General features: G+C 68.9%; 21 protein-coding genes. 7 read left to right on the plus strand and 14 right to left on the minus strand.

Annotated features, from left to right (window positions below; genetic code table 11):
• Positions 1-2: 2 nt before the first annotated feature.
• The 5 genes from Q8N10_RS06390 to Q8N10_RS06410 all read right to left on the minus strand — a co-directional run bounded on the left by Q8N10_RS06390 (position 3) and on the right by Q8N10_RS06410 (position 5799).
• Entirely contained in the window at positions 3-1040 is a 1038-nt protein-coding gene (locus tag Q8N10_RS06390) for an alpha/beta fold hydrolase (RefSeq protein WP_304780559.1), read from the minus strand.
• On the minus strand, positions 1040-2092 hold the full coding sequence (gene holA, locus Q8N10_RS06395; RefSeq protein WP_304780566.1) for a DNA polymerase III subunit delta: 1053 nt from the start codon (positions 2090-2092) through the stop codon (positions 1040-1042). The genes Q8N10_RS06390 and holA overlap by 1 nt, the downstream gene beginning before the upstream one ends.
• A gap of 10 nt (positions 2093-2102) precedes the next feature.
• Positions 2103-2594, minus strand: coding sequence for an LPS assembly lipoprotein LptE (gene lptE / locus Q8N10_RS06400; RefSeq protein ID WP_304780569.1), 492 nt, complete (start codon positions 2592-2594; stop codon positions 2103-2105).
• 5 nt (positions 2595-2599) lie between these two features.
• Positions 2600-5185, minus strand: coding sequence for a leucine--tRNA ligase (gene leuS, locus Q8N10_RS06405; RefSeq protein ID WP_304780571.1), 2586 nt, complete (start codon positions 5183-5185; stop codon positions 2600-2602).
• Positions 5186-5304: 119 nt separating this feature from the next.
• The gene (locus Q8N10_RS06410; RefSeq protein WP_304780573.1) at positions 5305-5799 is read right to left on the minus strand and encodes a DUF3576 domain-containing protein; all 495 of its coding nucleotides are present in this window, start codon (positions 5797-5799) and stop codon (positions 5305-5307) included.
• A 274-nt stretch (positions 5800-6073) separates the two neighbouring features.
• Between Q8N10_RS06410 and Q8N10_RS06415 the strand changes: the two genes are divergently transcribed.
• Positions 6074-6439: an NtrZ family periplasmic regulatory protein gene (locus Q8N10_RS06415; RefSeq protein WP_304780575.1), complete on the plus strand. Its 366-nt coding sequence runs from the start codon at positions 6074-6076 to the stop codon at positions 6437-6439.
• Between the two features lie 94 nt (positions 6440-6533).
• Here the strand turns inward: Q8N10_RS06415 and Q8N10_RS06420 are convergent, their stop codons facing one another.
• On the minus strand, positions 6534-7115 hold the full coding sequence (locus Q8N10_RS06420) for a thiamine phosphate synthase (protein ID WP_304780577.1): 582 nt from the start codon (positions 7113-7115) through the stop codon (positions 6534-6536).
• Positions 7116-7131: 16 nt separating this feature from the next.
• On the opposite strand from Q8N10_RS06420, the gene Q8N10_RS06425 reads away from it, so the two are divergent.
• Complete coding sequence (locus tag Q8N10_RS06425; protein WP_304780579.1) at positions 7132-7797, plus strand: YggS family pyridoxal phosphate-dependent enzyme; 666 nt, start codon at positions 7132-7134, stop codon at positions 7795-7797.
• On the opposite strand, the gene Q8N10_RS06430 is transcribed toward Q8N10_RS06425, so the two are convergent.
• Complete coding sequence (locus Q8N10_RS06430; protein ID WP_370690223.1) at positions 7777-8376, minus strand: L,D-transpeptidase; 600 nt, start codon at positions 8374-8376, stop codon at positions 7777-7779. The genes Q8N10_RS06425 and Q8N10_RS06430 overlap by 21 nt on opposite strands.
• A 56-nt stretch (positions 8377-8432) precedes the next feature.
• On the opposite strand from Q8N10_RS06430, the gene Q8N10_RS06435 reads away from it, so the two are divergent.
• Complete coding sequence (locus Q8N10_RS06435) at positions 8433-9119, plus strand: response regulator transcription factor (RefSeq protein WP_304780771.1); 687 nt, start codon at positions 8433-8435, stop codon at positions 9117-9119.
• Between the two features lie 12 nt (positions 9120-9131).
• On the opposite strand, the gene xth is transcribed toward Q8N10_RS06435, so the two are convergent.
• The 3 genes from xth to Q8N10_RS06450 form a co-directional block, all read right to left on the minus strand.
• Positions 9132-9938 (minus strand): exodeoxyribonuclease III, encoded by an 807-nt coding sequence (xth, locus tag Q8N10_RS06440; RefSeq protein WP_304780581.1) that lies wholly within the window; start codon positions 9936-9938, stop codon positions 9132-9134.
• A gap of 212 nt (positions 9939-10150) precedes the next feature.
• The gene (locus Q8N10_RS06445) at positions 10151-10795 is read right to left on the minus strand and encodes an outer-membrane lipoprotein carrier protein LolA (protein WP_304780583.1); all 645 of its coding nucleotides are present in this window, start codon (positions 10793-10795) and stop codon (positions 10151-10153) included.
• A 92-nt stretch (positions 10796-10887) separates the two neighbouring features.
• The gene (locus Q8N10_RS06450; protein WP_304780585.1) at positions 10888-13002 is read right to left on the minus strand and encodes a PAS domain-containing hybrid sensor histidine kinase/response regulator; all 2115 of its coding nucleotides are present in this window, start codon (positions 13000-13002) and stop codon (positions 10888-10890) included.
• Positions 13003-13131: 129 nt separating this feature from the next.
• On the opposite strand from Q8N10_RS06450, the gene lpxA reads away from it, so the two are divergent.
• The gene (gene lpxA / locus Q8N10_RS06455; protein WP_304780588.1) at positions 13132-13923 is read left to right on the plus strand and encodes an acyl-ACP--UDP-N-acetylglucosamine O-acyltransferase; all 792 of its coding nucleotides are present in this window, start codon (positions 13132-13134) and stop codon (positions 13921-13923) included.
• Here the strand turns inward: lpxA and fabV are convergent.
• Together fabV and Q8N10_RS06465 are read right to left on the minus strand one after the other, a co-directional pair.
• Positions 13920-15098 (minus strand): enoyl-ACP reductase FabV, encoded by a 1179-nt coding sequence (fabV, locus tag Q8N10_RS06460; RefSeq protein WP_304780591.1) that lies wholly within the window; start codon positions 15096-15098, stop codon positions 13920-13922. The two genes, lpxA and fabV, sit on opposite strands and share 4 nt — an antisense overlap.
• 59 nt (positions 15099-15157) lie before the next feature.
• On the minus strand, positions 15158-17548 hold the full coding sequence (locus tag Q8N10_RS06465) for a DNA translocase FtsK (RefSeq protein WP_304780594.1): 2391 nt from the start codon (positions 17546-17548) through the stop codon (positions 15158-15160).
• Positions 17549-17699: 151 nt separating this feature from the next.
• Between Q8N10_RS06465 and Q8N10_RS06470 the strand changes: the two genes are divergently transcribed.
• Positions 17700-18122 (plus strand): hypothetical protein, encoded by a 423-nt coding sequence (locus Q8N10_RS06470; RefSeq protein ID WP_304780597.1) that lies wholly within the window; start codon positions 17700-17702, stop codon positions 18120-18122.
• 3 nt (positions 18123-18125) lie between these two features.
• Here the strand turns inward: Q8N10_RS06470 and Q8N10_RS06475 are convergent, their stop codons facing one another.
• Together Q8N10_RS06475 and Q8N10_RS06480 are read right to left on the minus strand one after the other, a co-directional pair.
• Positions 18126-19034 (minus strand): dienelactone hydrolase family protein, encoded by a 909-nt coding sequence (locus Q8N10_RS06475; protein ID WP_304780601.1) that lies wholly within the window; start codon positions 19032-19034, stop codon positions 18126-18128.
• A 46-nt stretch (positions 19035-19080) separates the two neighbouring features.
• Positions 19081-19698, minus strand: coding sequence for an alpha-ketoglutarate-dependent dioxygenase AlkB (locus Q8N10_RS06480; RefSeq protein ID WP_304780604.1), 618 nt, complete (start codon positions 19696-19698; stop codon positions 19081-19083).
• Between the two features lie 61 nt (positions 19699-19759).
• Here Q8N10_RS06480 and Q8N10_RS06485 point away from each other — a divergent pair, with 61 nt between their 5' ends.
• Both Q8N10_RS06485 and dnaK read left to right on the plus strand, forming a co-directional pair.
• Positions 19760-20218, plus strand: a complete 459-nt coding sequence (locus Q8N10_RS06485; protein ID WP_304780607.1) for a hypothetical protein — start codon at positions 19760-19762, stop codon at positions 20216-20218.
• A 182-nt stretch (positions 20219-20400) separates the two neighbouring features.
• On the plus strand, positions 20401-22317 hold the full coding sequence (dnaK, locus tag Q8N10_RS06490) for a molecular chaperone DnaK (RefSeq protein ID WP_305663879.1): 1917 nt from the start codon (positions 20401-20403) through the stop codon (positions 22315-22317).
• Positions 22318-22403 lie beyond the last annotated feature (86 nt).

Below are 22403 nucleotides of genomic sequence, written 5' to 3' on the forward strand. Positions count from 1 at the left end.
ACCTAATTTCCGGGCGCGGCCGCAACGACCGGTTTTTCCTCGATTTTCGGGGAGGCCTTCCCTCGCGCCTTCACGATGACCTCGCTGATGGCGCCGATGACCACATCTGGCTTCTCGTTGTGGATATTGTGGCCGCTGCCAGCCACCAGGCGATTGGCGCCCCGGGTCGAGAGGGCGGCGGCCTCGTCGTGCATCGCCGACCATAGCTGCGCGACGGCGGCCTGGTCGGCGGCTGGGATCGACGGATCCTTCGAGGCGCCTTCCGCGGTCAGGACAATGAGCGGCATGTCGCCCAGGCTGATCTTGGCGGTTTCGACCTGGGTGGAGTTCGGCTCGGCGACGCTCTCGATCTCCGACAGCCGCTGGCGGGCGGCGGCGGGATCGGTGCGCAGGGTGACGGCGTAGTCGCGCAGGGGGCGCGGCCATTCGGCGGGGGGATCGCCGACGCAGGCGGTCCACCCCTCTCCGCCTGGGCGCAGGGCGCTGGCCCGGGCCAGGTCGGCGCAACGGCGGGTCGTGGTGATCTCGCCCTGGGTCACGGCGACGACGGTGGGAGACACCGCGGCGAAGCGCTTGTCCTGGTGAGGATTGGCCGGGTCCACCAGCACCATGCCCACCACCTGGTCGGGATAGCGCGACGCATAGAGCCGCATGTTCATTCCGCCCAGGGAGTGGCCCACCAGGATGTAGGGGCCGGGGAAGTCCGGGGTCTGCAGGGCCGCATGCAGGTCGTCGACGATGGAGGCGGTGTCGCGCGGGAGGGGGCCGGGGCTGCTGAAGCCCGTTCCGGCCCGGTCCATCGCGCAGACCCGGGTCAGGGTGGCGACCTGCGGCTGCACGTTGCGCCAGGCGAAACTGGAGGCCCCCCAGCCGCTGTCGAGGATCACCAGGGGGCCGCCGAGGCCGGAGCAATGGAAGTGCAGCTTGCGACCGTCCGGCAGGGTGACCAGGGTCTGGGGGTTGGCATAGGCGGCCATCAGGTCGGTCTGGGCCGCGGCCGGGGTGGCCAGCAGCACGGCGGCGAGGAAGACGGCCCGCATCAGAGGCCCAGCCGCTTGGCGCGGCCGGCGATCTGCAGGGCCAGCCGTTCGGCGATCAGGGCGTCGGGGGAGCCGGCGGTCTTGCAGGCCTTGTCGGCGGCCAGCACCTCGGGCTGGATGCGGTCCAGCTCGGGCAGGGTCCAGGTGCGGGCCTGGCGTAGGAATTCCCGTTCACTCTTCCAGAACACGCCCGAGGCCTTCGCGGCCTCCTGCAGGCCGGCGCCCGACTTGGCCAGGGTCAGGGTGCGGCGCATGCGGCCGAGATACATCCCGAGCGCCCGAACAGCGGCGGGACCGCCCTCCCCCTCGGCCGCGGCGCGGCGCAGGCCCGCCTGGGCCTCGGCCAGGCGTCCGCCGAAGGCGTCGGCCGCGGCGTCGGAGAGCGACGCCTCGGGCTCGACGCCGAGGAAGTCTTCCAGGTCCTTGGGGGTGGCCGTCATGCCGCTGCCGGGGCCGAGGAACAGGGCCAGTCGCTCGATCTCCTGGCGGGCGACGCCCCGCTCCTTGGGCATGCGGCCGACGAAGACCTGCAGGGCCTCGCTGGTGAGGCCGACGCTGTCCTTGGCCAGGGCTTCGCGCACCAGGCGGGCGATGTCGCCGGGCTCGTCCTCGTAGCAGGGGATGGTCGCCGCGCCGGGCGCCTTCTCGGCGGCCTTGCGCAGGGCGGAGTTGCGGTCGAGATTGCCGGCCTCGATCAGCAGGAAGGCGTCGGGATTGAGCTCACCGGCCGCATGGCGGGTGAGGGCCTCGGCGGTCATCTTGTCCAGCGCCGCCTTCTCGGTGGCGAATTTCAGCCGCACCAGGCGCCGCCCGCCCATCAGGGACTGGGCCGCCAGCTCTCCCTCCAGCCGCGCCCCGTCACTGTCCAGGTCGCCATCGGTGAGCAGGGCCACGTCAAAGGGATCGTCGGGGCGGTCGCAGACCTTCTTGGACAACTGGTTGGCGCGCTCGCGCACCACCCCCATGTCGCGGCCATAGATCAGGGCGGCCCGGATGGCCTTGTCCGGCGACCCCAGGAAGCGTTCGATGTCCGGCCGCTTGGCGAGGATCACCGGGCGATCCCTAGGACTTGCCGGCCAGCCAGGTGGCGAGCTCGAGCTCGATCTTGCGGGCCGCCTCGCCGGCGGCGCGGTCCTGGGCGTCCTGCTGGGCGGCGACGGAGGCGTAGGGCTGGTCAGCCGAATCGTAGGTCACCTCCACCCGGACGCGCCCCACCTTGGCCGTGGTGTTGCTGACGGTGGAGACCAGGGTATAGGCGGCGGTCAGGACGTATTCGTAGCGGGTGGCGACATTGTCGACCCGAATCCCGCGAGGATAGCGCTGCTCGGAGATCTGCAGGTCCATCCGGTATTGCGGCTTGAGGTTGGAGTCGCGGGAGAGCGCGTCGTCCAGGTGCTCACGCATCAGCTGGCCGGCCCGGCCCGTGGGGGCCGAGACCTGCACCGAGGAAAGGGCCGCGCCGACTCCGGGGCGGCCATAGAGCGGCGTGAAGCCGCAACCGGCCAGGGTGACGGCGGCGAGCGCCAGGGCGCCGATGCTTGCGATGCGAGCCATGTGCCTCAGCTTGCCACGATGTTGACGATGCGATCCTTCACCACGATCACTTTGCGGATCGTGAGGCCCTCAAGGCGCCGTGCGATCTCGGGATCGTCAAGCACCATCTTCTCCACATCGGCCGGTTCGGCCCCGGCCGGCGCGGAAATCTCGCCCCGGCGCTTGCCGTTGACCTGAACCGGCAGGACGCGGACAGCGTCCTCGGTCAGGGCCGGATCGAACTGCGGCCACGGGGCGGACACCACCATCCCCTCCCCGCCGATGCGGGCCCAGGCCTCCTCGGCCAGGTGGGGCGTGAAGGGCGAGACCAGGCGCGCGAAGGCCGACAGGGCCTCGGCGCGGGCCGCCAGCAGGGCGTCGCTGGCGCCTTCCGCCGGAGCCGCCTTCAGGGCGTTCAGGAACTCGTACAGACGGGCGATGCCGGAGTTGAACCGGAAGCCCTCCACGGCCTCGGTGACCGCCTTGACGGTGCGATGGGTGGCGACCCGCAGGGCCATGGCCTTGGGGTCGGCCGCGATGTCGGCCGCAGAAGCCTTCTCCGGCTGGGCGTCGAACTCGGCCCAGACCCGGTTGACGAAGCGCCAGGCCCCTTCGACCCCGGAGGTGGACCAGATGGAGTCCCGCTCGGGCGGCGAATCCGACAGCACGAACAGCCGCGCGGCGTCGACGCCGTAGACCTCGAAGATGTCCCCAGGGGCCACGGTGTTGCGCTTGGACTTCGACATCTTCTCGATGTCGCCGATGATCACCGGCTGGCCGTCGGAGACGCGGACGGCGCGGCGGGTATTCCCCTCCGCCGTGATCTCCAGTTCCTTCGGCTCGACCCAGTCGCCGTTCTGCAGGCGGTAGGTCTCGTGGGTGACCATCCCCTGGGTGAACAGCCCCGCAAAGGGCTCCTTGGCCTCCAGCATGCCGGCGTCCGACAGGGCGCGGTTCAGGAAGCGCGCATAGAGCAGGTGCAGGACCGCGTGCTCGATGCCGCCCACATACTGGTCCACCGGCATCCAGTAGTCGGCGGCGGCCTTGTCGATCGGGTCGGCAGCGGTGGGGTCGGTGAAGCGGGCGAAATACCAGGACGAGTCCACGAAGGTGTCGAGGGTGTCGGTCTCCCGGGTCGCGGGACCGCCGCAGCCGGGGCAGCTGGTCTCTTTCCAGGTGGGGTGACGGGCGAGCGCATTGCCGGGCTTGGAGAAGTCCAGATCCTCCGGCAGGGCGACCGGCAGCTGGTCCTTGCGCACGGCGACGACGCCACACTTGTCGCAATGGACCACCGGCACCGGGCAGCCCCAACCGCGCTGGCGGGCCACGCCCCAGTCGCGCAGGCGGAACACCGTGGCGCCCTGGCCGGCGCCTTGCGCCTCGATCCTGGCGATGGCCGCGGCCTTGGCGGCCTCGATCTCCAGGCCGTCGAGGTCGGCGGACCGGAAGATGGTGCCCGGGCCGGTATAGGCCTCGGCGCCCACATCATAGGTGGCGGGATCCTCGCCCGGCGGCAGGACCACCGGCTTGACCGGCAGGTCGTACTTACGGGCGAAGTCCAGGTCCCGCTGGTCGTGGGCCGGACAGGCGAAGATGGCGCCCGTGCCGTAGTCCATCAGGATGAAGTTGGCGATCCAGACCGGCAGCCGCCAGGCGGGATCGAAGGGGTGGGCGACGGTCAGGCCGGTGTCGAAGCCGATCTTCTCGGCGGTCTCGATCTCGGCCTCCGAGGCGCCGCCCTTGCGGCAGGCCTCGATGAAGGCCGCGGCCTTGGGGTCGGCGGCCGCGATCTGCTGGGCCAGGGGGTGGTCGGGCGCCACGCCGACGAAGCTGGCTCCGTACAGGGTGTCGGGGCGGGTGGTGTAGACCTCCAGGCCGCTCTCGAAGCCGGCGGGGGCGACGTCGGCCCATTGGAAGGCGAACTTCAGGCCCTTGGAGCGCCCGATCCAGTTCTCCTGCATCAGCCGGACCTTGTCGGGCCAGCGGTCCAGACCCTTCAGGCCCTCCAGCAGGGCGTCGGCATAGTCGGTGATGCGCAGGAACCACTGGTTCAGCTTGCGCTTCTCCACCACCGCGCCCGAACGCCAGCCGCGGCCGTCCACGACCTGCTCGTTGGCCAGGACGGTCTGGTCCACCGGGTCCCAGTTCACCACGCCCTCGCGGCGATAGACCAGGCCGCGGGCCATCAGGTCGATGAACCAGGCCTGCTGCTGGCCATAATAGGCCGGGTCGCAGGTGGCGAACTCGCGCGACCAGTCGATGGACAGGCCCAGCTGCTGCAGCTCGGCGCGCATCTTGTCGATATTGGCGTAGGTCCAGGCGCGGGGATCGACGCCGCGCTCCATGGCCGCGTTCTCCGCGGGCAGGCCAAACCCGTCCCAGCCCATGGGGTGCAGGACGTTGAACCCCCGGGCGCGCTTGAACCGGGCGTTGGCGTCCCCGAGCGTGTAGTTGCGCACATGGCCCATGTGCAGGCTCCCCGACGGATAGGGGAACATCTCCAGGGCGTAGTATTTCGGGCGCGCGTGATCGATCTCCGCGCGGAACACGTCAGCGTCGGCCCAGGCCTTACGCCACTTGGGTTCGACTTCTTTGGGATTGTACCGGGCCATGGCGGGGGCTTAGCGCGCTTTCACTGAGGATGGGAAGCGGCCGGACACGCGCAAGGCGCGCCGACCTGATGAGTTCGGCGCGCCCGGTTATTTGTCAGATCCCGGAACGCGCCCGGGGATTAGCCCCGGATGTTCGAGAGCTTAAGCTGACGAGCCTTGGTCAGGATGGCGTTTTCGATGTCGGTCTCGGTCTGGCCGGCCGACGGAGCGTCCACCCAGGTCCCCGAGGCGTCGCGGGTCTGCTTGAAGACCGCCACGTTCAGGCCGTCGGCGCGCAGGCGCGCGTCCAGGATGTAGACCGTGCACTTGAAGCGCTCGTCGGCCTTCTCCGGATTGACGTACCAGTCGGTGATCACCACGCCGCCATAGGGATCGGCCGAGGCCAGGGGCATGAAGGCCAGGGTGTCGAGGGTCGCCCGCCACAGGTAGCCGTTGACGCCGATGGTCGGCTGCTCGGCGGCCGGAGTCGATTTGCCGCGTCCGAGGCCAAACAGGCCGCCGCCGTCGCTCTGGGTCTTCGGGCCACTACTCGAGCAGGCCGCGAGCGCCGAAAGGCTGAGGGCCAAGACCCCCGTCGCCACGCCACGCATCCAAACTCCACGCACAAACGGCATATATCCGCTCCCAGTCGCTGTTTCGCGTCGGTATCTCGCCGCGTCGCCGCACCCGCGCCGGATGCCTCTATACCAACGCCCAAAGCGGCGCCAAACAGGAATCGCGTGGCTCTGCCGCCACAGGCGCCAACCAACTGTGCAGACAGGCAGCCTGCGGCGTGTTGGCGTGTTGACCTTGATGATGGCGCGACTTTAATCGCATCAACGGCCTCGCCTCTCATGGCGTGGCCGGGGCTTAGGGGCCATATAGGTGGTTATGTTCAATCGGACGGTCATGGCGCTGGTCGGCGCGGCGCTCATTGCGAGCGCCGGATCGATGGCTCATGCCCAGACGACGAAGAAGACCACCGACTTTTCCGTGCGCAGTGAAACCTCGGCTCTGGCGTCGCCTCAGGCGGCCAAGGCGCTGAAGTTTGACGCGCGCAAGGGGCGCTGGGGGGTCACGCTCAATCTGCAGCAGCCGGACGGTCGAGACACCCAGTGGAACGACGTCCAGGCCGGCGCCTATTTCCGCGTGACGCCGTCGCTCCGGGTCGGGGGCGCCGTCGCCCTCGGGGAGAAAGAAACCCCCATGTACAAGAAGACCGAACCGCAGGCCGGCGCGCCGCGGGTCCGTCTCGAGACCGCTTTCAAGTTCTAAGGGTTTCGACCTCGATCAAAGAGCCGCCTTCGGGCGGCTTTTTTGATTCTGCCCCTCTCCTCCTCTCCCCCCGTCTCTCTGGGGGGCGAGGGGATCAAATTCCAAACACCTCCACCCCGGCGATGCCCACGACCCCGGTGGCTAACAGCCGCGCGGCGGTGGTCTGGTTCACTCCGCCCAAGGCGTAGACGGGACTCCGCGCCGCGCTGACGATCCGCGCCAGACGCAGCGGCCCCAGGGGCCCGCCCGCCGAAGGACTGTTCGACGGGAAGATCGCCGAGACGACGACCGCGTCGACCTGGGCGCGGGCCGCGCGCGGGCCGTGGGCGGCGGCCGTGATCAGCCAGTTCGGATGCTTCGCCCGAATGCGCACGGCTCGAGAGGCCAGGCGCTCAGGCAGGTGGACGCCATCGGCGCCGACCCTGGCGGCCAGGGCTTCGTCCGCGCCGATCAGCAGCTTGAGGCCACGCCGGCGGGCGATCGCCTTCAGGCGCAGGGCCACGGCTTGGGCGTCCGCCGCCCCAAAGGCCCGGTAGACGATGGCCGAGCCCCTGATCAGGCGCGCCGCTGCGGCCTCCGGATCGGGGGTCCGCACGGGGTCGGTGAAATAGAGCAGGGCGGGCAGGGGCTTTCGCCGGCCCGCGCGTCGCCCTAAGCAGGCCGCTGTCCGCGCCACTGTCCAGAACCCAGCTATGACCCGCTCCTTCGATCCCGCCGCCGCCCACGCAGACATCCTGACGCGTATCGCCGCCGCGGCGAAGGCCGGCGGGCGGCAAGCCGGTGATGTGACCCTGGTGGCGGTCTCCAAGCAACAGCCCTGGGAGCGGGTGGCGGCGATCCTGGAGACCGGACAGGCGGTGTTCGGCGAGAACCGCGTGCAGGACGCCATGGCCGCCTGGGACACTCACCGCGAGGGGGTCGAGCTGCGGCTGATCGGGCCGCTGCAAACCAACAAGGTCAAGGAGGCGGTGGCCTTCTTCGACGTCATAGAGACCCTCGACCGCGAGAAGCTGGCCGCCGCCCTGGCTGATGAGATGAAGAAGCAGGGCAGGGCGCCCCGCCTCTATGTTCAGGTCAACACCGGCGAGGAAGAGCAGAAGGCCGGCGTGCTCCCGGCCGAGGCCGACGCCTTCATCGCCAGCTGCCGCGACACCCACGGCCTGAGCATCGAAGGCCTGATGTGCATCCCGCCGGCCGACGAGCCGCCGGGACCGCACTTCGCCCTGCTGGCCAAGATCGCCGCGCGAAACGGGATCTCGAAGCTCTCCATGGGGATGAGCGACGATTTCGAAACCGCCGTTCGGTTCGGCGCCACCAGCGTCCGGGTGGGCTCGGCCCTATTTGGTCCGCGGGGATAGGACGTTCAGGGTCGGTCGGGGCGGCTTTCGCGCCTCGTCCATGTGCTCCATGGCGTCCAGGAACGGGTGCGGATTGACGTCGACGATAGAGACCGCCGACCCTGGCTCGGCCTTGCCGATCAGCTCCAGGACGTCCCAGGCCTGCAGGGCCACACAGCCCTCGGTGGGCTCCCAGTTCGGCCGCGCCACGTGCAGGAAGATCGCCGAGCCCATCAAGGGGACCACGGGATCGTCGTTGTGGGCCAGCACCAGGACGAAGTCGTAGACCTTGTCCTCGCGCCACATCTGCTCGGCGCTGGCCGGGTAGGGGAGGCTGACGGGGCGGTTGTAGTTCGGGTCGCCCGGCGCGTCGCACCAGCCGTCATTGGGCGCGATGGCCTTCACCGGCAGGCGGCTCTGGGGCGCGGGCGTGCGGTCAGGCCGGTACAGGACGCGGCGGATCGGCCAGACCCCCAGGGGTGAACAGCCGTCGCCCTCGCGCTTGTCGGCGGCGGCGATCACCCCGCCCTTGCCCAGCGCGCAACGGGTTTCACGGCCCGCGAGATCAAACCGGCCGTCTGACATCGCCGTGAACAGCACGCTTCATTCTCCTGGGTGGTTGGCGCTTGAGGCCAACACGGTGCATGTTCGCGACCATGGCCCAACGCAAGACCCTACTCGTCGTCGACGACAATGATGATCTGCGCGGCGAACTCGCCGAGCAACTGGAACTGCACGAAGAGTTCTCCGCCATCCAGGCGGCCACCGCCGGCGACGGGGTGCGGCAGGCGGTGGAGGCCCGCCCCGACCTGATCCTGCTGGACGTCGACCTCCCCGACATGGACGGGCGCGAGGCCTGCAAGCTGATGCGCTCCAAGGGGGTGACCTCGCCGGTGATCATGCTGACCGCCGCCGACACCGACGACGACGCCATCCGCGGCCTGGATTCCGGGGCCAACGACTACGTCACCAAGCCCTTCAAGTTCGCCGTCCTGCTGGCCCGCATCCGCGCCCAGCTGCGCAGCCACGAGCAGTCGGAGGGGGCGGTCTTCCACCTGGGCGCCTATGAGTTCCGGCCGTCGGCCAAGATGCTGGTGGACGCCAACCAGAAGAAGATCCGGCTGACGGAAAAAGAGACCAACATCCTGAAGTACCTCTACCGGGCCGGCGAGAAGCCGGTGAGCCGCGAGGAGTTGCTGGCCGAGGTCTGGGGCTATAACGCCGGGGTCACCACCCACACCCTGGAAACCCACGTCTACCGCCTGCGCCAGAAGATCGAGCCCGATCCCGGCAATGCACGCCTGCTGCTGACCGAGGCCGGCGGCTACCGGCTGGCGCCTTAGACCCGTCGTCGCCTAGAGCCCGAAGTCAGCGCTGACCGGCGCGTGGTCGCTGGGGCGTTCCCATTCGCGAACGTCGTCGTGGACGCGGGCCGCGGCCGCCCCTGGCCGGAAGGCGGCTTCCCGCAGGCCAGGGGAGATCAGCACATGGTCCAGGCGCAGACCCCGGTTTGACGCGCGGAAATCGGCGGCCCGGTAGCTCCACCAGGAAAACAGCTTCTGCGGATCGGGAATGGCTTCGCGCACCAGGTCGGTGAACTGACCCGCGGCCATGAGCTTGGCGAAGGCCTCCAGCTCGACCGGGGTATGGCTGACGATCCGCGACATCTGCTTGTGGCTCCAGACATCGAACTCGCCCGGGGCCACGTTCAGGTCGCCGACGATGGCCAGGGGCGCCTTGGGATCTCTCCGGCCCATCTCGGCGGTGAGCTTCTCGTAGAAGTCCAGCTTGTGGTCGAACTTGGTGTTGATCGTCCGGTCGGGGATGTCGCCGCCCGCGGGGATGTAGAAGTTCTGGATCTCAACGCCCGCCACCTTGGCCGAGACGCAGCGGGCGTGGCCCTCGCGGCAGACATCCAGGGGCGCCACCTCCTCGAAGGGCAGGCGCGAGGCGATGGCGACGCCATGCCAACCCTTCTGGCCGGCGATCTTGATGTGGGGCAGGCCCATGTCGATGAAAGCCTGACGGGGAAACTCCCCCTCCTGGCACTTGATCTCCTGCAGGCAGAGGACATCAGGCGCCTGCTCGTCAACGAAGCGGGCGACCTGCTCGGCGCGCAGGCGGACGGAGTTCACATTCCAGGTGCAGAGACGGAGACGCATGCGCGGGGTTTAGGGGGCTGGCTAAGAAAAGAAAACGCCCGGGCACTGGAGAAAGCCCGGGCGTAAGTGATGTCTCTCATGCCGCCGCCGGGAGGGGATAGGTTCCGGCACGGAACACGCCCGCTCGCACAGGCGCTATGCGTGGCATTAATGCAACGACGAAATGGAAATGTCAACCAGAATCACGAGGCGGGTTGCCTGTTGTCTGATTGTCACATTTTCCCGCGACCAACTGATTTGGGCCGGGGGTCGTTCAGCACGAAAAGGGTCGGCGCCAGGCCTGACGTCCGCTGCAGGCCGGTCAGGCGGATCCGGGTCGCCTGACCCTGGGCGTCGCTCACCGTCCAGCCGATCAGGGCCATCGGGCTGTTGGAGAAGGTCAGGGTGATCTGCCCCTCGGCCTGCTTCTTCCCATCGCGGGCGGTGATGGTGAAACCGTCGGCCAGCCGGGTGACGTCGCTGATCACCACGCCCCGGTCCAGCTTGATCTGGCGCGCCAGGAAGATCGACAGCGGCGTCGCCATCAGCGGATAGCGGTCGAAGGTCTTCAGCCGCGAGTCGGCCACCGACACATTGGCCCCATCGGCCACCACCAGCAGGCCGGAGGGGGCCTCATAGGCGAAGCGGGCCTTGCCGGGACGCTTGAGGAAGACGGTCCCCTGGGTGCTGGTTCCCCGGGCGTCGGTCTGCACGAAGCGCCCCTTGGCCTCGGTCAGGCCCTGCAGATAGGTCGCGGCCTTGTCCACCAGCAGGCGGTCGTCGGCGCTGAGCGGGGCTATGGCGGGACGGGCGGCGAGGGCCGGCAGCGGCAAGGCGGCCAGGCCCAGCGCCAGGGCGCGGCGGGTCAGTCGGGTCATCAACCAGGCTCCATTTCGCGCAGAAACCTACAGGCGCGGCGCGGCGTCAATAGGGCGGGAGAACGGCGCAGGCGGCGTGGCGTTCCGTTTGGTCAGGCCGCCGCGTGCGCCCGGCTCGGCCACTCGGAGAGCACGGCCAGCAGGCGGGCGGTCTCGATAGGCTTGCCGAGGTGGTCGTCCATGCCGGCGTCGAGGCACTTCTGGACCTGGTCGGGCAGCACATTGGCGGTCATGGCGATGATCGGCAGGCCCCTCAGGCGCGGCAGGTCCAGGGCGCGGATGGCGCGGGTGGCGGTCAGGCCGTCCATCACCGGCATCTGCACATCCATCAGCACCAGGTCGAAGACCTGATCGCGCACCTTGGCGATCGCCTGCTCGCCGTTCTCGGCGGTCTCGATGAGCACGTCGAAGGGGTGCAGCAGGGCGGCGATCAGCTCGCGGTTCACCGCCACGTCCTCCACCACCAGCAGTCGTAGGGGCGCCTCCAGGTCGAGGGTTTCAGGCTCGGCCTCGACCTCCTCCTCCAGGGCGTCGGTGCGCGGGAGAACCAGCTCGAACCAGAAGGTCGACCCCTCACCGGGAACCGAGCTCGCCCCGAGGGTCCCGCCCATCAGCTCCACGATGCGCTTGCAGATGGCCAGGCCAAGGCCGGTGCCGCCGTACTGGCGCGACACCGAGGCGTCGGCCTGGGTGAAGCGCTCGAAGAGCTGCTCAATCTGCTGCTGCGTCACCCCGATGCCGGTGTCGGCGACCTCAACGCGCATCCGGCCGCAGTCGTTGTCGGCAGGCTCCTGGATCAGGGTCACGGAGACGCCGCCCTGGCGCGTGAACTTGATGGCGTTTGAGAGGAAGTTCAGCAGCACCTGACGGATCCGCGCGGCGTCCCCCAGCAGGGGCTCAATCCTGCCGCGGGTCTGAACGGTCAGGGTGAGGCCCCTGGCGTGAGCCTGCTCAGTCAGCAGCTCGGCGATGGCGCGGACCGGGGCCTCGGGGTCGAAGGGCCTGGCTTCCACCTCCACCGCCCCGGCTTCCAGGCGCGAGAAGTCCAGCACGCTGTTGACCAGCTCCAGCAGAGTGGTGCTGGCGTCGTGGATAAGGCCGGAGTGGTGGGCGTCCTGCGCCTTTAGGCGGGGCGAACGGCGCAGGATGCCGGAGAAGCCGACAATGGCGTTGAGCGGCGTGCGCAGCTCGTGGGTCATATTGGCCAGGAAGTCGGACTTGGCCGCGGCGGCGTCCTCCGCCCGTTTCCGGGCCTCCACCAGCTCGGTCTCAAGGGCCTTGCGGGCGTCGATCTGGCGCGAGACCGAGAGGATTTGCGTCGCGCCCTCGGCGGAGGTGATCAGACCGAAATTGGTCTCGACCCAGAGGGCCGAGCCGTTCTTGTGCAACACCCGGTACTGCAGGGTCTTCTCGCCGCTCTGTTCGGCCAGCTCCGCGAGCTCACGGCGCACCCAGGGGGAGTCCTCAGGGTGCAGGAAGGTGAAGTTGGACGTCTCGAACAGCTCCTCCACCGAATAGCCCATGGTGGCTTCGATGGAAGGCGACATGTAGCGCCGGCGGCCGTCCAGATCGTTCAGCGCGATGACGTCGGTGATGTTGTCCGCCAGCACCTTGTACTGGATCTCGGAGGTGCGCAGGCGCGCCTGGGCCTCCTCGAACTTGCGGCGAATGGCGAGGGTCCGCATCACGCCGTCGATGGCGAAACCGAAGGCCAGGAGCAGCAGGCCCAGCACCGGCAGCAGGGGCAGGTCCAGGGGATTGGGGCCCAGCAACACCCAGGCCAGCATGCCCGCCCCAGGAAGGGCGCCACCCACCACGAAGCCGAGCGGGGACTGGTAGGCGTTGGTCTGGGCGAAGTAGATCACCGACAGCCACAGCACCGTGGCGCAGACCGCGCCGGCCGGGGCGCCGCTCATCCACAGCAGGGCGCCCAGGGTCATCCAGGAGATGGAGCCCGCCAGCACGGTCGAAAGCTGGGCCAGGCGGAGGGCGGGGCTGGCCTTGAAGCCCAGATACTGCCGGCGGGAGGCCAGCGCGCAGAGACTCTCTGAGACCGTCTGGAACGCGAGGAAGGCCGCGCAGGCCTGCCAGGGCAACAGGGTTGTCATCAGGGCGGCCACGGCGGCGGTGACCGCCATCCGCAGGGGGAAGCCTTCGTAGGTCTTCGCGGCCAGCTCATCGAGGCCGTCATCGAGCAGTGCGCGCATCGCCATCCTCGAAAATCGAGCCAAATCATAGATCTGGGCGTCTTTCGCGAGGGTTACCGTTCGCGGACCGATGCAATCGGACACCTAAGTTGAATTGTCGCAGGGCTCCCGCCATCCCAGGCTCCGGGCATGAGCCTGATCCATCCCACGGCCGTCATCGCCTCCGGTGCCCGGGTCGCCGAAGGGGTCGAGATCGGCGCCTATGCCGTGATCGGGCCCCAGGTGGTGCTGGCGACGGGCAATGTCGTGGGCCCGCACGCGGTCATCGAAGGCGCGACGGTGGTGGGACCCGGCAACCGCTTCCTGCAGTTCTGCGCCATAGGGGCGGGGCCGCAGGTGGACGGCTGGGCGGGGGAGACCGGCGCCCTGGCCATTGGCGGCGGCAACGTCTTCCGGGAGTTCGTCACCGTCCACGCCTCGACCGGGGTGGAGCCGACGAAGATCGGGTCGCGAAACCTGATCATGACCGGCGCCCACGTGGCCCATGACTGCGTCCTCGGCGACGACATCCGCCTGGCCAATGCGGCGACACTGGGAGGGCATGTGCAGGTCGCCGACTTCGCCCAGGTCAGCGGCCTCGTGGCCATTCACCAGTACAGCCGCATCGGGACCCACGCCTTCGTCGCCGGGGGATCCATCGTCACCCAGGACGTGCCGCCCTTCAGCCTGGTGCAGGGAGACCGCGCGCGGCTGGCGGGCCTGAACGCCATCGGCCTGAAACGGACGGGGGTCACGCCGGCCGAGGTCGCCGAACTGCGCCGCGCCTACCGGACGCTGTTCCTGGGGACGGGGCCGATGGAGGATCGCCTGGCCGCGGCGCGCCTGAGCGCAGGCGCTCGCACCCTCGTGCTCCTCGACTTCCTGGAAAGCTCCGTCCGCGGCTGCATCTCCACGCCGCGAAGCCGGAAACTCGCCGCCTAGCCGACCGCCGGAACCACCTGCGGATCCTGCTCGGCGGCATAGTCGACGCCGGCCAGGCCAAACCCGAAGATTTTCAGGAAGTCGCTCCGGAAGCCCGCCAGGTCGGCCAGCTCCGGCAGGGTCTGGGTGGAGATCTGCGCCCAGCGGCGCTTGACCTCGGCCTGGACCGGCTCGGACAGCTCCCAGTCGTCCAGCCGCAGGCGGCCGGCGTCGTCCAGGGCCTCAGGGCCGGGCAGGACCGTGCGGAACAGGCGGTCGATCTGCTCGATACAGCCCTCGTGCAGGCCCATCTCCTTCATCACCTTGAACAGCACCACGCCATAGAGCGGCACCACTGGGATCGCCGAGGAGGCCTGGGTCACCACCGCCTTCAGGGAGACGACCCGGGCGGCGCCGGCGCCGTGCTCCGCGCGGATGGCGGCCGCGGCGCGGTCGAGGTCTTCCTTGGCCTTGCCCAGGGTGGCCTTCCAGTAGATCGGCCAGGTCAGTTCCGAGCCGATATAGGTGTAGCTCAGGGTCTTGAAGCCGGGGGCCAGGACGCCGCCGGCCGATAGGGCGGCGATCCACATCTCCCAGTCCTCGCCGCCCATGACCGCCACCGTGCCGGCAGTCTCCTCAGGCGTGGCGGGCTGCAGTTCGGTCTCGAAGACCTCACCCTTGTCGGTGTTCAGGGTCTTGACCGTGACCGGCGCCCCCAGGGGCTTGATGGCCGAGCGGAAGGTCTCCCCGGTCTTGGGGTGGGTGCGGACAGGCGCGGCCATGGAATAGATCACCAGGTCCACCTGGCCCAGGTGCTCGGCGATGGCGGCGACCGTCTGGGCCTTCACCTCGTCGGAGAAGGCGTCGCCGTCCAGGGTGACCGCCTTGCGGCCGGCCTTGGCGGCCTGCGCCTCGAAGGCGCGGTTGTTGTACCAGCCGGCCGAGGCGGTCTTGGTCTCAGAGGGGGACTTCTCGAAGGAGACGCCGACGGTGTCGGCCCCGCCGCCGAAGGTCGCCACGATCCTTGAGGCCAGGCCGTAGCCGGCCGAACAGCCGAGCACCAGCACCCGCTTGGCCATGCCCGGAACCTCGCCCTTGCCCGCCACATAGCCCACCTGCTGGCGGACGTTCATGGCGCAGCCCTCGGGATGGGCGGTGGTGCAGATGAAGCCGCGGATACGGGGCTCGATGATCATGGGCGCCTCTTTTCGTGGAGGCGGAAGATACACCGGCGCGCGATCAGGGAAAGCTGGAGTTAAGGCGGCGGGCCCACCAGGACTTCGCGCTTGCCGGCGTGGTTGGCGGGGCTGACGACGCCTTCGTTCTCCATCCGCTCGATCAGCGAGGCGGCGCGGTTGTAGCCGATCTGCAGGCGGCGCTGGACGTAGGAGGTCGAGGCCTTCTTGTCCCGGGTCACGACGGCCACGGCGCGGTCGTAGAGATCGTCCCCCGATCCGCCCTCGTCGAAACCGCCCTCGCCTTCGCCGTCCTCGTCGTCGCCGCCGGCGGTGACCTCTTCCAGATACTGCGGCTGGCCCTGCTCGCGCAGGAACTTGGCCACGGCCTCCACCTCGCCGTCGGAGACGAAGGGCCCGTGCAGGCGGGTCACGCGGCCGCCGCCGGCCATGTAGAGCATGTCGCCCTGGCCCAGCAGCTGCTCGGCGCCCTGCTCGCCCAGGATGGTGCGGCTGTCGATCTTCGACGTGACCTGGAAGGAAATCCGGGTCGGGAAGTTGGCCTTGATGGTGCCGGTGATGACATCCACCGACGGGCGCTGGGTGGCCATCACCAGGTGGATGCCGGCGGCCCGGGCCATCTGGGCCAGGCGTTGCACCGCGCCCTCGACGTCCTTGCCGGCCACCATCATCAGGTCGGCGACCTCGTCGATGATCACCACCAGATAGGGCATGGCCTCGGGATTGATCTTCTCGCTCTCGTAGATCGGGCGGCCGGCGTCGTCGAAGCCGGTCTGCACGGTCCGCTCGAAGTGCTCGCCCTTGGCGGCGGCCTCGCGGGCCCGGTCGTTATAGGAGGCGACGTTGCGCACCCCGATCTTCGACATCCGCCGATAGCGGTCCTCCATCTCACGCACAGTCCACTTGAGCGCGACGATGGCCTTCTTGGGATCGGTGACCACGGGGGCCAGCAGGTGCGGGATGCCGTCGTAGACCGACAGCTCCAGCATCTTCGGGTCGATCATGATGAACCGGCACTGCTCCGGCGGCAGGCGGTAGAGGATCGACAGGATCATGGCGTTGACCCCCACCGACTTGCCCGACCCGGTGGTCCCGGCGATCAGGAGGTGGGGCATCTTCGACAGGTCGGCGATGTAGGGCTCGCCGCCGATGGTCTCGCCCAGCGCCATGGGCAGGGCCGAATTCGACTTCTCGTATTCACTGCTGCCCAGCAGGTCGCGCAGATAGACGGTCTCGCGCCGCGCATTGGGCAGTTCGATGCCGATGGCGTTGCGGCCGGGCACCACGCTGACGCGGCAGGCGGCGACGGACATGGAGCGCGCGATGTCGTCCGACAGCGCCACGACCCGTGCCGATTTCACCCCGGCGGCCGGGACCAGCTCATAGAGGGTGACCACCGGACCGGGGCGGATCTGGTCGATGGCGCCCTTGACCCCGAACTCGGCCAGCACGCTTTCCAGCAGCTGGGCGTTCTGGCGCAGGGCGCCTTCGTCGAACTGGCTGGCGCGGGGCTTGGGCTTGGCCAGCATGGCCAGTTCGGGCAGGGCGAAGCCGCCGGTCTTTACGAAATCGAAGGCGCCCTGGGCCTCGCGCAGCTCGCGGCCGGACTCCTTGGGCCCGGCCTTGGGGATCTTCACCGCCACCGGGGCGGCGAAGGGCTCCAGGGCGACAGGCGCCGGCGGGGGCTCGGGATCGGGCAGGGGGGCCGCCTTGGGCGCGCCTGGCAGGGAGGCGGCGGGGATCCGCTCCTCCGGCGTCGCCTTGGCGCTGGCGCGGCGGGCGACCGAGGGGCGGAGGGGCTTGGCCTCAGGCTGGGCCTTGGGCTGGAGGGCTGAGGCCAGCCAGGCGGCGCTAGCGCCCAGGTCCAGGCGGCGAAGGCCAAAGGCGTAGCCCAGGCCCGCGGCGGCGGCCGCCGCCAGCAGGAGAGCGGCGATCAGGGTGGCTCCGGGCAGTCGGGCGAAGGCCAGAACGCTAGCGAGCCCATGCAGCACGCCGTCCCCCCAGAACCCGCCCAGGCCCTTGGCCAGCGGCCAGGCGGCGGGGGCCGGCGGCGCGGCCAGCAGGCCGGCCAGCGCCAGCAGGCCCAGGGTCCCGATGGCGGCGCGCAGCCGCACCTGGCCCCGGGTCTCGTCGGGACGCGCGGACACCGCGCGATAGAGCCCAAACAGCACCATCAGAAGGGCCGCGACGCCGGCCGCGAGGCCCAGGGACTGGATGCCGATATCGGCGGCGGTGGCGCCGGGCCCGCCCAGGGCGTTGGCGGCGGCGAACGGGGAAGCGGCGTTCAGGCTGGGGTCGGCGGCGTTGTAGGTGGCCAGGGCCACGGCGAAGGCCGCGCCGGAGGCCGCGATCACGCCGCCTCGAAGGCGCGCGGTGGTCGGATGAGTCCAGGCCAGGCCCGCAATGTGCAGCCCCAACTCCAAACCCGTCTTTCGCGCCACCCGCGCCATACACCTACGCTCCCATTCTGGAAGTCTCAGTCTATGGGCGTCAGGTGGTTAAGAGGCGTTTACCTCGGCTGCGACCGATCGCGCTTTCTGTGGACGCCCGGCCCGCAATCGCAATTCCACTTTCCGGCGATCCGCATTAGGACTTTGCGTCATGTGGAGCATGCCGCGCAGCGTCTTGAGAGTTGTGGCCGTGATCATCGGCCTCTGCGCCGTTAGCGGCTTTGTCCTCGGCGTGCGCGGGGCGCCGGAGAAGGCGCGGTTGCCGGGGGAGGGCGCGCCGGGCGCCGCCGCCGGGGTCCAGCTTCAGGCCACGGACGCCAAGCCCCTCGACGACACCGCCCTGGCCCCACCGCCCCCCGTGGTGGAGAAGGTCGAGGAAGAAAAGAAGCCGGAAGAGAAAAAGCCGGCGGCCGATCCCCTCGACCTCGCCGCCGACCAGGTCCCGCCAGTGGCCGTGGCCACCGCGGCGCCGGCCAGGCCCGCGCCGCCGAAGCCGGTTACGCCGCCGGCCGCCGAAGACCGCGTCGGCGACCTGCTGGACGGCATCACGCCGGCCGAAGAGCCGCCGCACTGAACATCAGGCCGTCGGCTTGAACGCCTTCGGCTTCACCCCGTGCGCGGCGAAGTGGGCCAGCATGCGCCACCAGGCGTCGGCGGCGGCCTTGGGATCGTAGGAGGCGCGGTAATCGGCATGGAAGCCGTGCTGGCTGTCGGGATAGACAATGATTTCGCTGCCCTTCTTCCTGGCCGCCAGCAGCGCCGCGCGCATGGCCTCGACGTCGGCCAGGGGGATGCCCGCGTCCTTGCCCGCATAGAGGCCGATCACCGGGGCCTTCAGCTCGCCCGCCAGCTGGATGGGCCATTGGCGGCCGGGTTCGCCCAGGAAGTCGCCGGGCTTGGGCGGCGCGAGCCGGCCGTACCAGGCCGCGCCGGCCTTGAAGTCCTTGCGTCGCTCGCAGGCCAGCCAGGTGACCGCCCCACCCCAGCAGAAGCCGGTGATCCCCATCTTGCCCTTGTCGGCGTACTTCTGGGTTTTGAGGAAGGCCACGGTGGCGTCGAGGTCGCCCATAACCTGGCCGTCGCTGGCGGCGGAGACGATACGGCGGATCTCGGCGAAGTCGTTGATCGTCGAGGGGTCTCCGGCGCGGACGAAGAAGTCGGGGGCGATGGCCACGTAGCCCAGCCGGGCCAGCCGGCGGCAGGTGTCACGGATGTATTCGTGCACCCCGAACACCTCGCAGACCACGACGACGACGGGGAAGCGGCCCTTGGCGGCCGGCCGGGCGACGAAGGCCGGTATGGCGCGGTCGCTGGCCGCCACCTGCACCGTCTCGGTGATCAGGCCGTCGGCGGGCGTGGTGATGGGCTCGGCGCTGGCCGAAAGCGCATAGACCGCATAGCCGCCGAACACGGCGCCGGCCAATGCGCGGCGCGACAGGTTCAGGTCTTCGGGCTTGGTCCCCTCGGGACGGGTCAGGGTGATCATGAGCGGGCCTCCCAGGCGTTGTTGATCCGATCCTGGGGCGCGGCCCCTAAGGAGTCAAAGGCCCCGCCCGTCTGAGGGTCAGGTTGATCCGCCCGCCGCCGGGGATCAGCCGCGACGAGCCCGCCAGGATGCGGTCGACTCCATGGTGGAACAGCCTCGCCTCACCGGCCAGGACGCAGACGTCACCCGAGGTGAGCCGCATGGAGGTCGTCGGATCGTTGCGCCTGAGGCCCCCCAGCCGGAAGACGGCGGTGTCGCCAAGCGAGACCGACAGCACTGGGAACGAGAAGTCCGCCTCGTCCCGGTCCTGGTGCAGGCCCATGCGGGCGTCGCCGCGGTAGAGGTTCACCAGGCAGGCGTCGGGGGGCGTTTGGGGATCAGCCAGTTCGGCCCATAGATCCAGGAGGACCCCAGGGATGGGCGGCCAGGGCCCGCCTGTCTCGGGATGCTCAGACTGGTAGCGATAGCCCCGGGCGTCGGTGAACCAGCCCAACGGCCCGAGGTTCGTGGTCTCCACGCTCATGGCTTTGCCGCCCGGGGTGATGGGCTTGTAGAAGGGCGCGGCCTGGCTAAGGGCCAGCACCTCGGCCGCCAGGGCCGCCTGGGCCTCAAGGCTGAGCTTGCCGGGCCAGAGCCGAAAGCCGGTGGTCGTCGAAACGGTCATGACCCGCCATATAGGCCCTATGCGTGATCCCGCAGCCATGGCGCCTGGCGCTTTCCGGACCTTGACCGGCTCAGAGCGAGGGCTCGCCCACGAGATGTTCGGCGCGGCGCTGGATTGCGAGCGCGTTCGGGTCTTCGCCATCCCGCTCTGGCCCCGCGCCTTCGTGCCCGGCGGTCGCTTGATCGTCTGGCCCGCGCGCCAGGCCTGGACCGACTTCAGCCGGGCGCCGCTGGCGCTGCAGAGCGTCTTCATCCACGAACTGACCCACGTCTGGCAGGCCCAGGCCGGGGTCAATCTGCTGGCGGCCAAGCTGAGGGCCGGGGATGGGCCCGGCGCCTACGCCTACGACCTTTCGAAAACCTGCGATTTCTCAAAGCTCAATATCGAACAGCAGGCCATGGTCGTGCAGCACGCATTCCTGGCCGCGCGCGGCGGCCCCGCGCCTTATGATGGTGAAGCTTATGCAAGGATTTTAGGGACTTGGTCCGCGGCATGCGCCACAAGACCCCGCACACTTTAAGGGCATTCGCCCTTGCGGGCGGCCACGGCCATCCCATATCGCGACTCGACGGCGGTTTCCGCACAGGTTAACCGCCCGAGACCCTGATCGAACCGGGGACGGTGACAAAAGAAGTCGGGTGCTTGGAAACGAGGCCCCTTAGGCGCCGTCCGCCACTAGTGGAGCGAGCAAGAGACTCGAACATGAGCAAGATTATTGGCATCGACCTCGGCACGACGAATTCGTGTGTTGCGATCATGGACGGCAAGACGCCGAAAGTGATCGAGAACGCCGAAGGCGCGCGGACCACGCCTTCTGTGGTGGCCTTCCTGGAAGACGGGGAGCGTCTTGTCGGCCAACCCGCCAAGCGCCAGGCCGTCACCAACCCCACCAACACCGTCTTCGCCGTCAAGCGTCTGATCGGTCGTCACAACGACGATCCGCTGGTGGAAAAAGACAAGAAGATGGTGCCCTACGAGATTGTAAAGGGCCCCAACGGCGACGCCTGGATCCGCGCTCAGGACAAGGACTATTCGCCCCAGCAGATTTCAGCCTTCATCCTGGGCAAGATCAAGGAAGACGCCGAGCGTCACCTGGGCGAGAAGGTCGAGAAGGCGGTCATCACCGTCCCGGCCTATTTCAACGACGCCCAGCGTCAGGCCACCAAGGACGCCGGCCGCATCGCCGGCCTCGAAGTCCTGCGGATCATCAACGAACCGACCGCCGCGGCGCTCGCCTACGGGCTTGAGAAGAACGACGGCAAGAAGATCGTGGTCTATGACCTCGGCGGCGGCACCTTCGACGTGTCGATCCTCGAGATCGGCGACGGCGTCTTCGAGGTGAAGGCCACCAACGGGGACACCTTCCTCGGCGGTGAGGACTTCGACCTGCGGATCGTCGACTACCTGGCCGATGAGTTCAAGAAAGAGACCTCCGTCGACCTCCGGAAGGACAAGCTGGCCCTCCAGCGCCTGAAGGAAGAAGGCGAAAAGGCCAAGAAGGAGCTGTCCACCACGACGCAGTACGAGGTGAACCTGCCCTTCATCTCGATGAACGCCTCGGGTCCGCTGCACCTCAACATCAAGCTGTCGCGCGCCAAGCTTGAAGCTCTCGTCGAGGACCTGATCGCCAAGACGGTCGGCCCCTGCGAGATGGCCCTGAAGGACGCCGGCCTGAAGGCCACCGAGATCCAGGAAGTGATCATGGTCGGCGGCCAGACCCGCATGCCCAAGGTGCAGGAGACGGTGAAGGCCCTGTTCGGCCGCGAGCCGCGCAAGGACGTGAATCCCGACGAGGCCGTGGCTGCGGGCGCCGCGATCCAGGGCGCCGTGCTGGCCGGTGACGTCAAGGACGTGCTGCTGCTCGACGTCACGCCGCTGTCGCTGGGCATCGAGACGCTCGGCGGCAAGATGACCAAGCTGATCGAGAAGAACACGACGATCCCGACGCGCAAGTCCGAGACGTTCACGACGGCTGACGACAACCAGACTGCCGTGACGATCCAGGTCTACCAGGGCGAGCGCGAAGTGGCGTCGGCCAACAAGAAGCTCGGCCAGTTCAACCTGGAAGGCGTGGTGCCGGCCCCGCGCGGCGTGCCGCAGGTCGAGGTGACCTTCGACATCGACGCCAACGGCATCCTGCACGTGGGCGCCAAGGACAAGGCCACCGGCAAGGAACAGAGCATCCGCATCACCGCCAACTCAGGTCTCACGGATGACGAGATCAAGAAGATGGTGAAGGACGCCGAGATCCACGCCGAGGACGACAAGAAGTTCAACGAGCTGATCACGGCGCGCAACCAGGCCGACCAGCTCGTCCACGGCGTCGAGAAGTCGCTCAAGGATCTGGCAGCCGAAGTGCAGGACGACGAGAAGAAGTCCATCGAGGACGCCATGGCCGCGCTGCGCGAGGCGACCAAGGGCTCGGACAAGGACGACATCGAGACCAAGACGCGTGCGCTGGCCGAAGCCTCCGCGAAGCTGGCCGAGCGGGCGTACGCCAAGGCAGGCGGTGGTGCCGAGGGCGGCGCGCCGGGTGCGGCGCCGGGCGGGGCGAGCGCCTCGAAGGACAGCGACGTCGTCGACGCCGAGTTCACCGAGGTCAAGGACGACAAGAAGTAAGATGACATGAGGTCCGAGGGGTGAGGCGCCGAAAAGTGCCTCACCCCTTCGCCGTTTCTGGGAAGCGGCATCAAGGCCACGAATCG

The organism is Phenylobacterium sp. (assembly GCF_030693625.1).
Classification (GTDB): Bacteria; Pseudomonadota; Alphaproteobacteria; order Caulobacterales; family Caulobacteraceae; genus Phenylobacterium; species Phenylobacterium ferrooxidans.

Bases quoted from the DNA above. Each gene is read 5' to 3' on its own strand.
- Q8N10_RS06470 (WP_304780597.1), top strand. From the start codon at position 17,700: ATGTGGAGCATGCCGCGCAGCGTCTTGAGAGTTGTGGCCGTGATCATC.
- dnaK (WP_305663879.1), top strand. From the start codon at position 20,401: ATGAGCAAGATTATTGGCATCGACCTCGGCACGACGAATTCGTGTGTT.
- Q8N10_RS06390 (WP_304780559.1), bottom strand. From the start codon at position 1,040: ATGCGGGCCGTCTTCCTCGCCGCCGTGCTGCTGGCCACCCCGGCCGCG.
- Q8N10_RS06450 (WP_304780585.1), bottom strand. From the start codon at position 13,002: ATGCGCGCACTGCTCGATGACGGCCTCGATGAGCTGGCCGCGAAGACC.
- lpxA (WP_304780588.1), top strand. From the start codon at position 13,132: ATGAGCCTGATCCATCCCACGGCCGTCATCGCCTCCGGTGCCCGGGTC.
- lptE (WP_304780569.1), bottom strand. From the start codon at position 2,594: ATGGCTCGCATCGCAAGCATCGGCGCCCTGGCGCTCGCCGCCGTCACC.
- Q8N10_RS06445 (WP_304780583.1), bottom strand. From the start codon at position 10,795: ATGACCCGACTGACCCGCCGCGCCCTGGCGCTGGGCCTGGCCGCCTTG.
- Q8N10_RS06465 (WP_304780594.1), bottom strand. From the start codon at position 17,548: ATGGCGCGGGTGGCGCGAAAGACGGGTTTGGAGTTGGGGCTGCACATT.
- xth (WP_304780581.1), bottom strand. From the start codon at position 9,938: ATGCGTCTCCGTCTCTGCACCTGGAATGTGAACTCCGTCCGCCTGCGC.
- Q8N10_RS06480 (WP_304780604.1), bottom strand. From the start codon at position 19,698: ATGACCGTTTCGACGACCACCGGCTTTCGGCTCTGGCCCGGCAAGCTC.
- Q8N10_RS06410 (WP_304780573.1), bottom strand. From the start codon at position 5,799: ATGCCGTTTGTGCGTGGAGTTTGGATGCGTGGCGTGGCGACGGGGGTC.
- Q8N10_RS06415 (WP_304780575.1), top strand. From the start codon at position 6,074: ATGGCGCTGGTCGGCGCGGCGCTCATTGCGAGCGCCGGATCGATGGCT.
- Q8N10_RS06435 (WP_304780771.1), top strand. From the start codon at position 8,433: ATGGCCCAACGCAAGACCCTACTCGTCGTCGACGACAATGATGATCTG.
- leuS (WP_304780571.1), bottom strand. From the start codon at position 5,185: ATGGCCCGGTACAATCCCAAAGAAGTCGAACCCAAGTGGCGTAAGGCC.
- fabV (WP_304780591.1), bottom strand. From the start codon at position 15,098: ATGATCATCGAGCCCCGTATCCGCGGCTTCATCTGCACCACCGCCCAT.
- Q8N10_RS06475 (WP_304780601.1), bottom strand. From the start codon at position 19,034: ATGATCACCCTGACCCGTCCCGAGGGGACCAAGCCCGAAGACCTGAAC.
- Q8N10_RS06425 (WP_304780579.1), top strand. From the start codon at position 7,132: ATGACCCGCTCCTTCGATCCCGCCGCCGCCCACGCAGACATCCTGACG.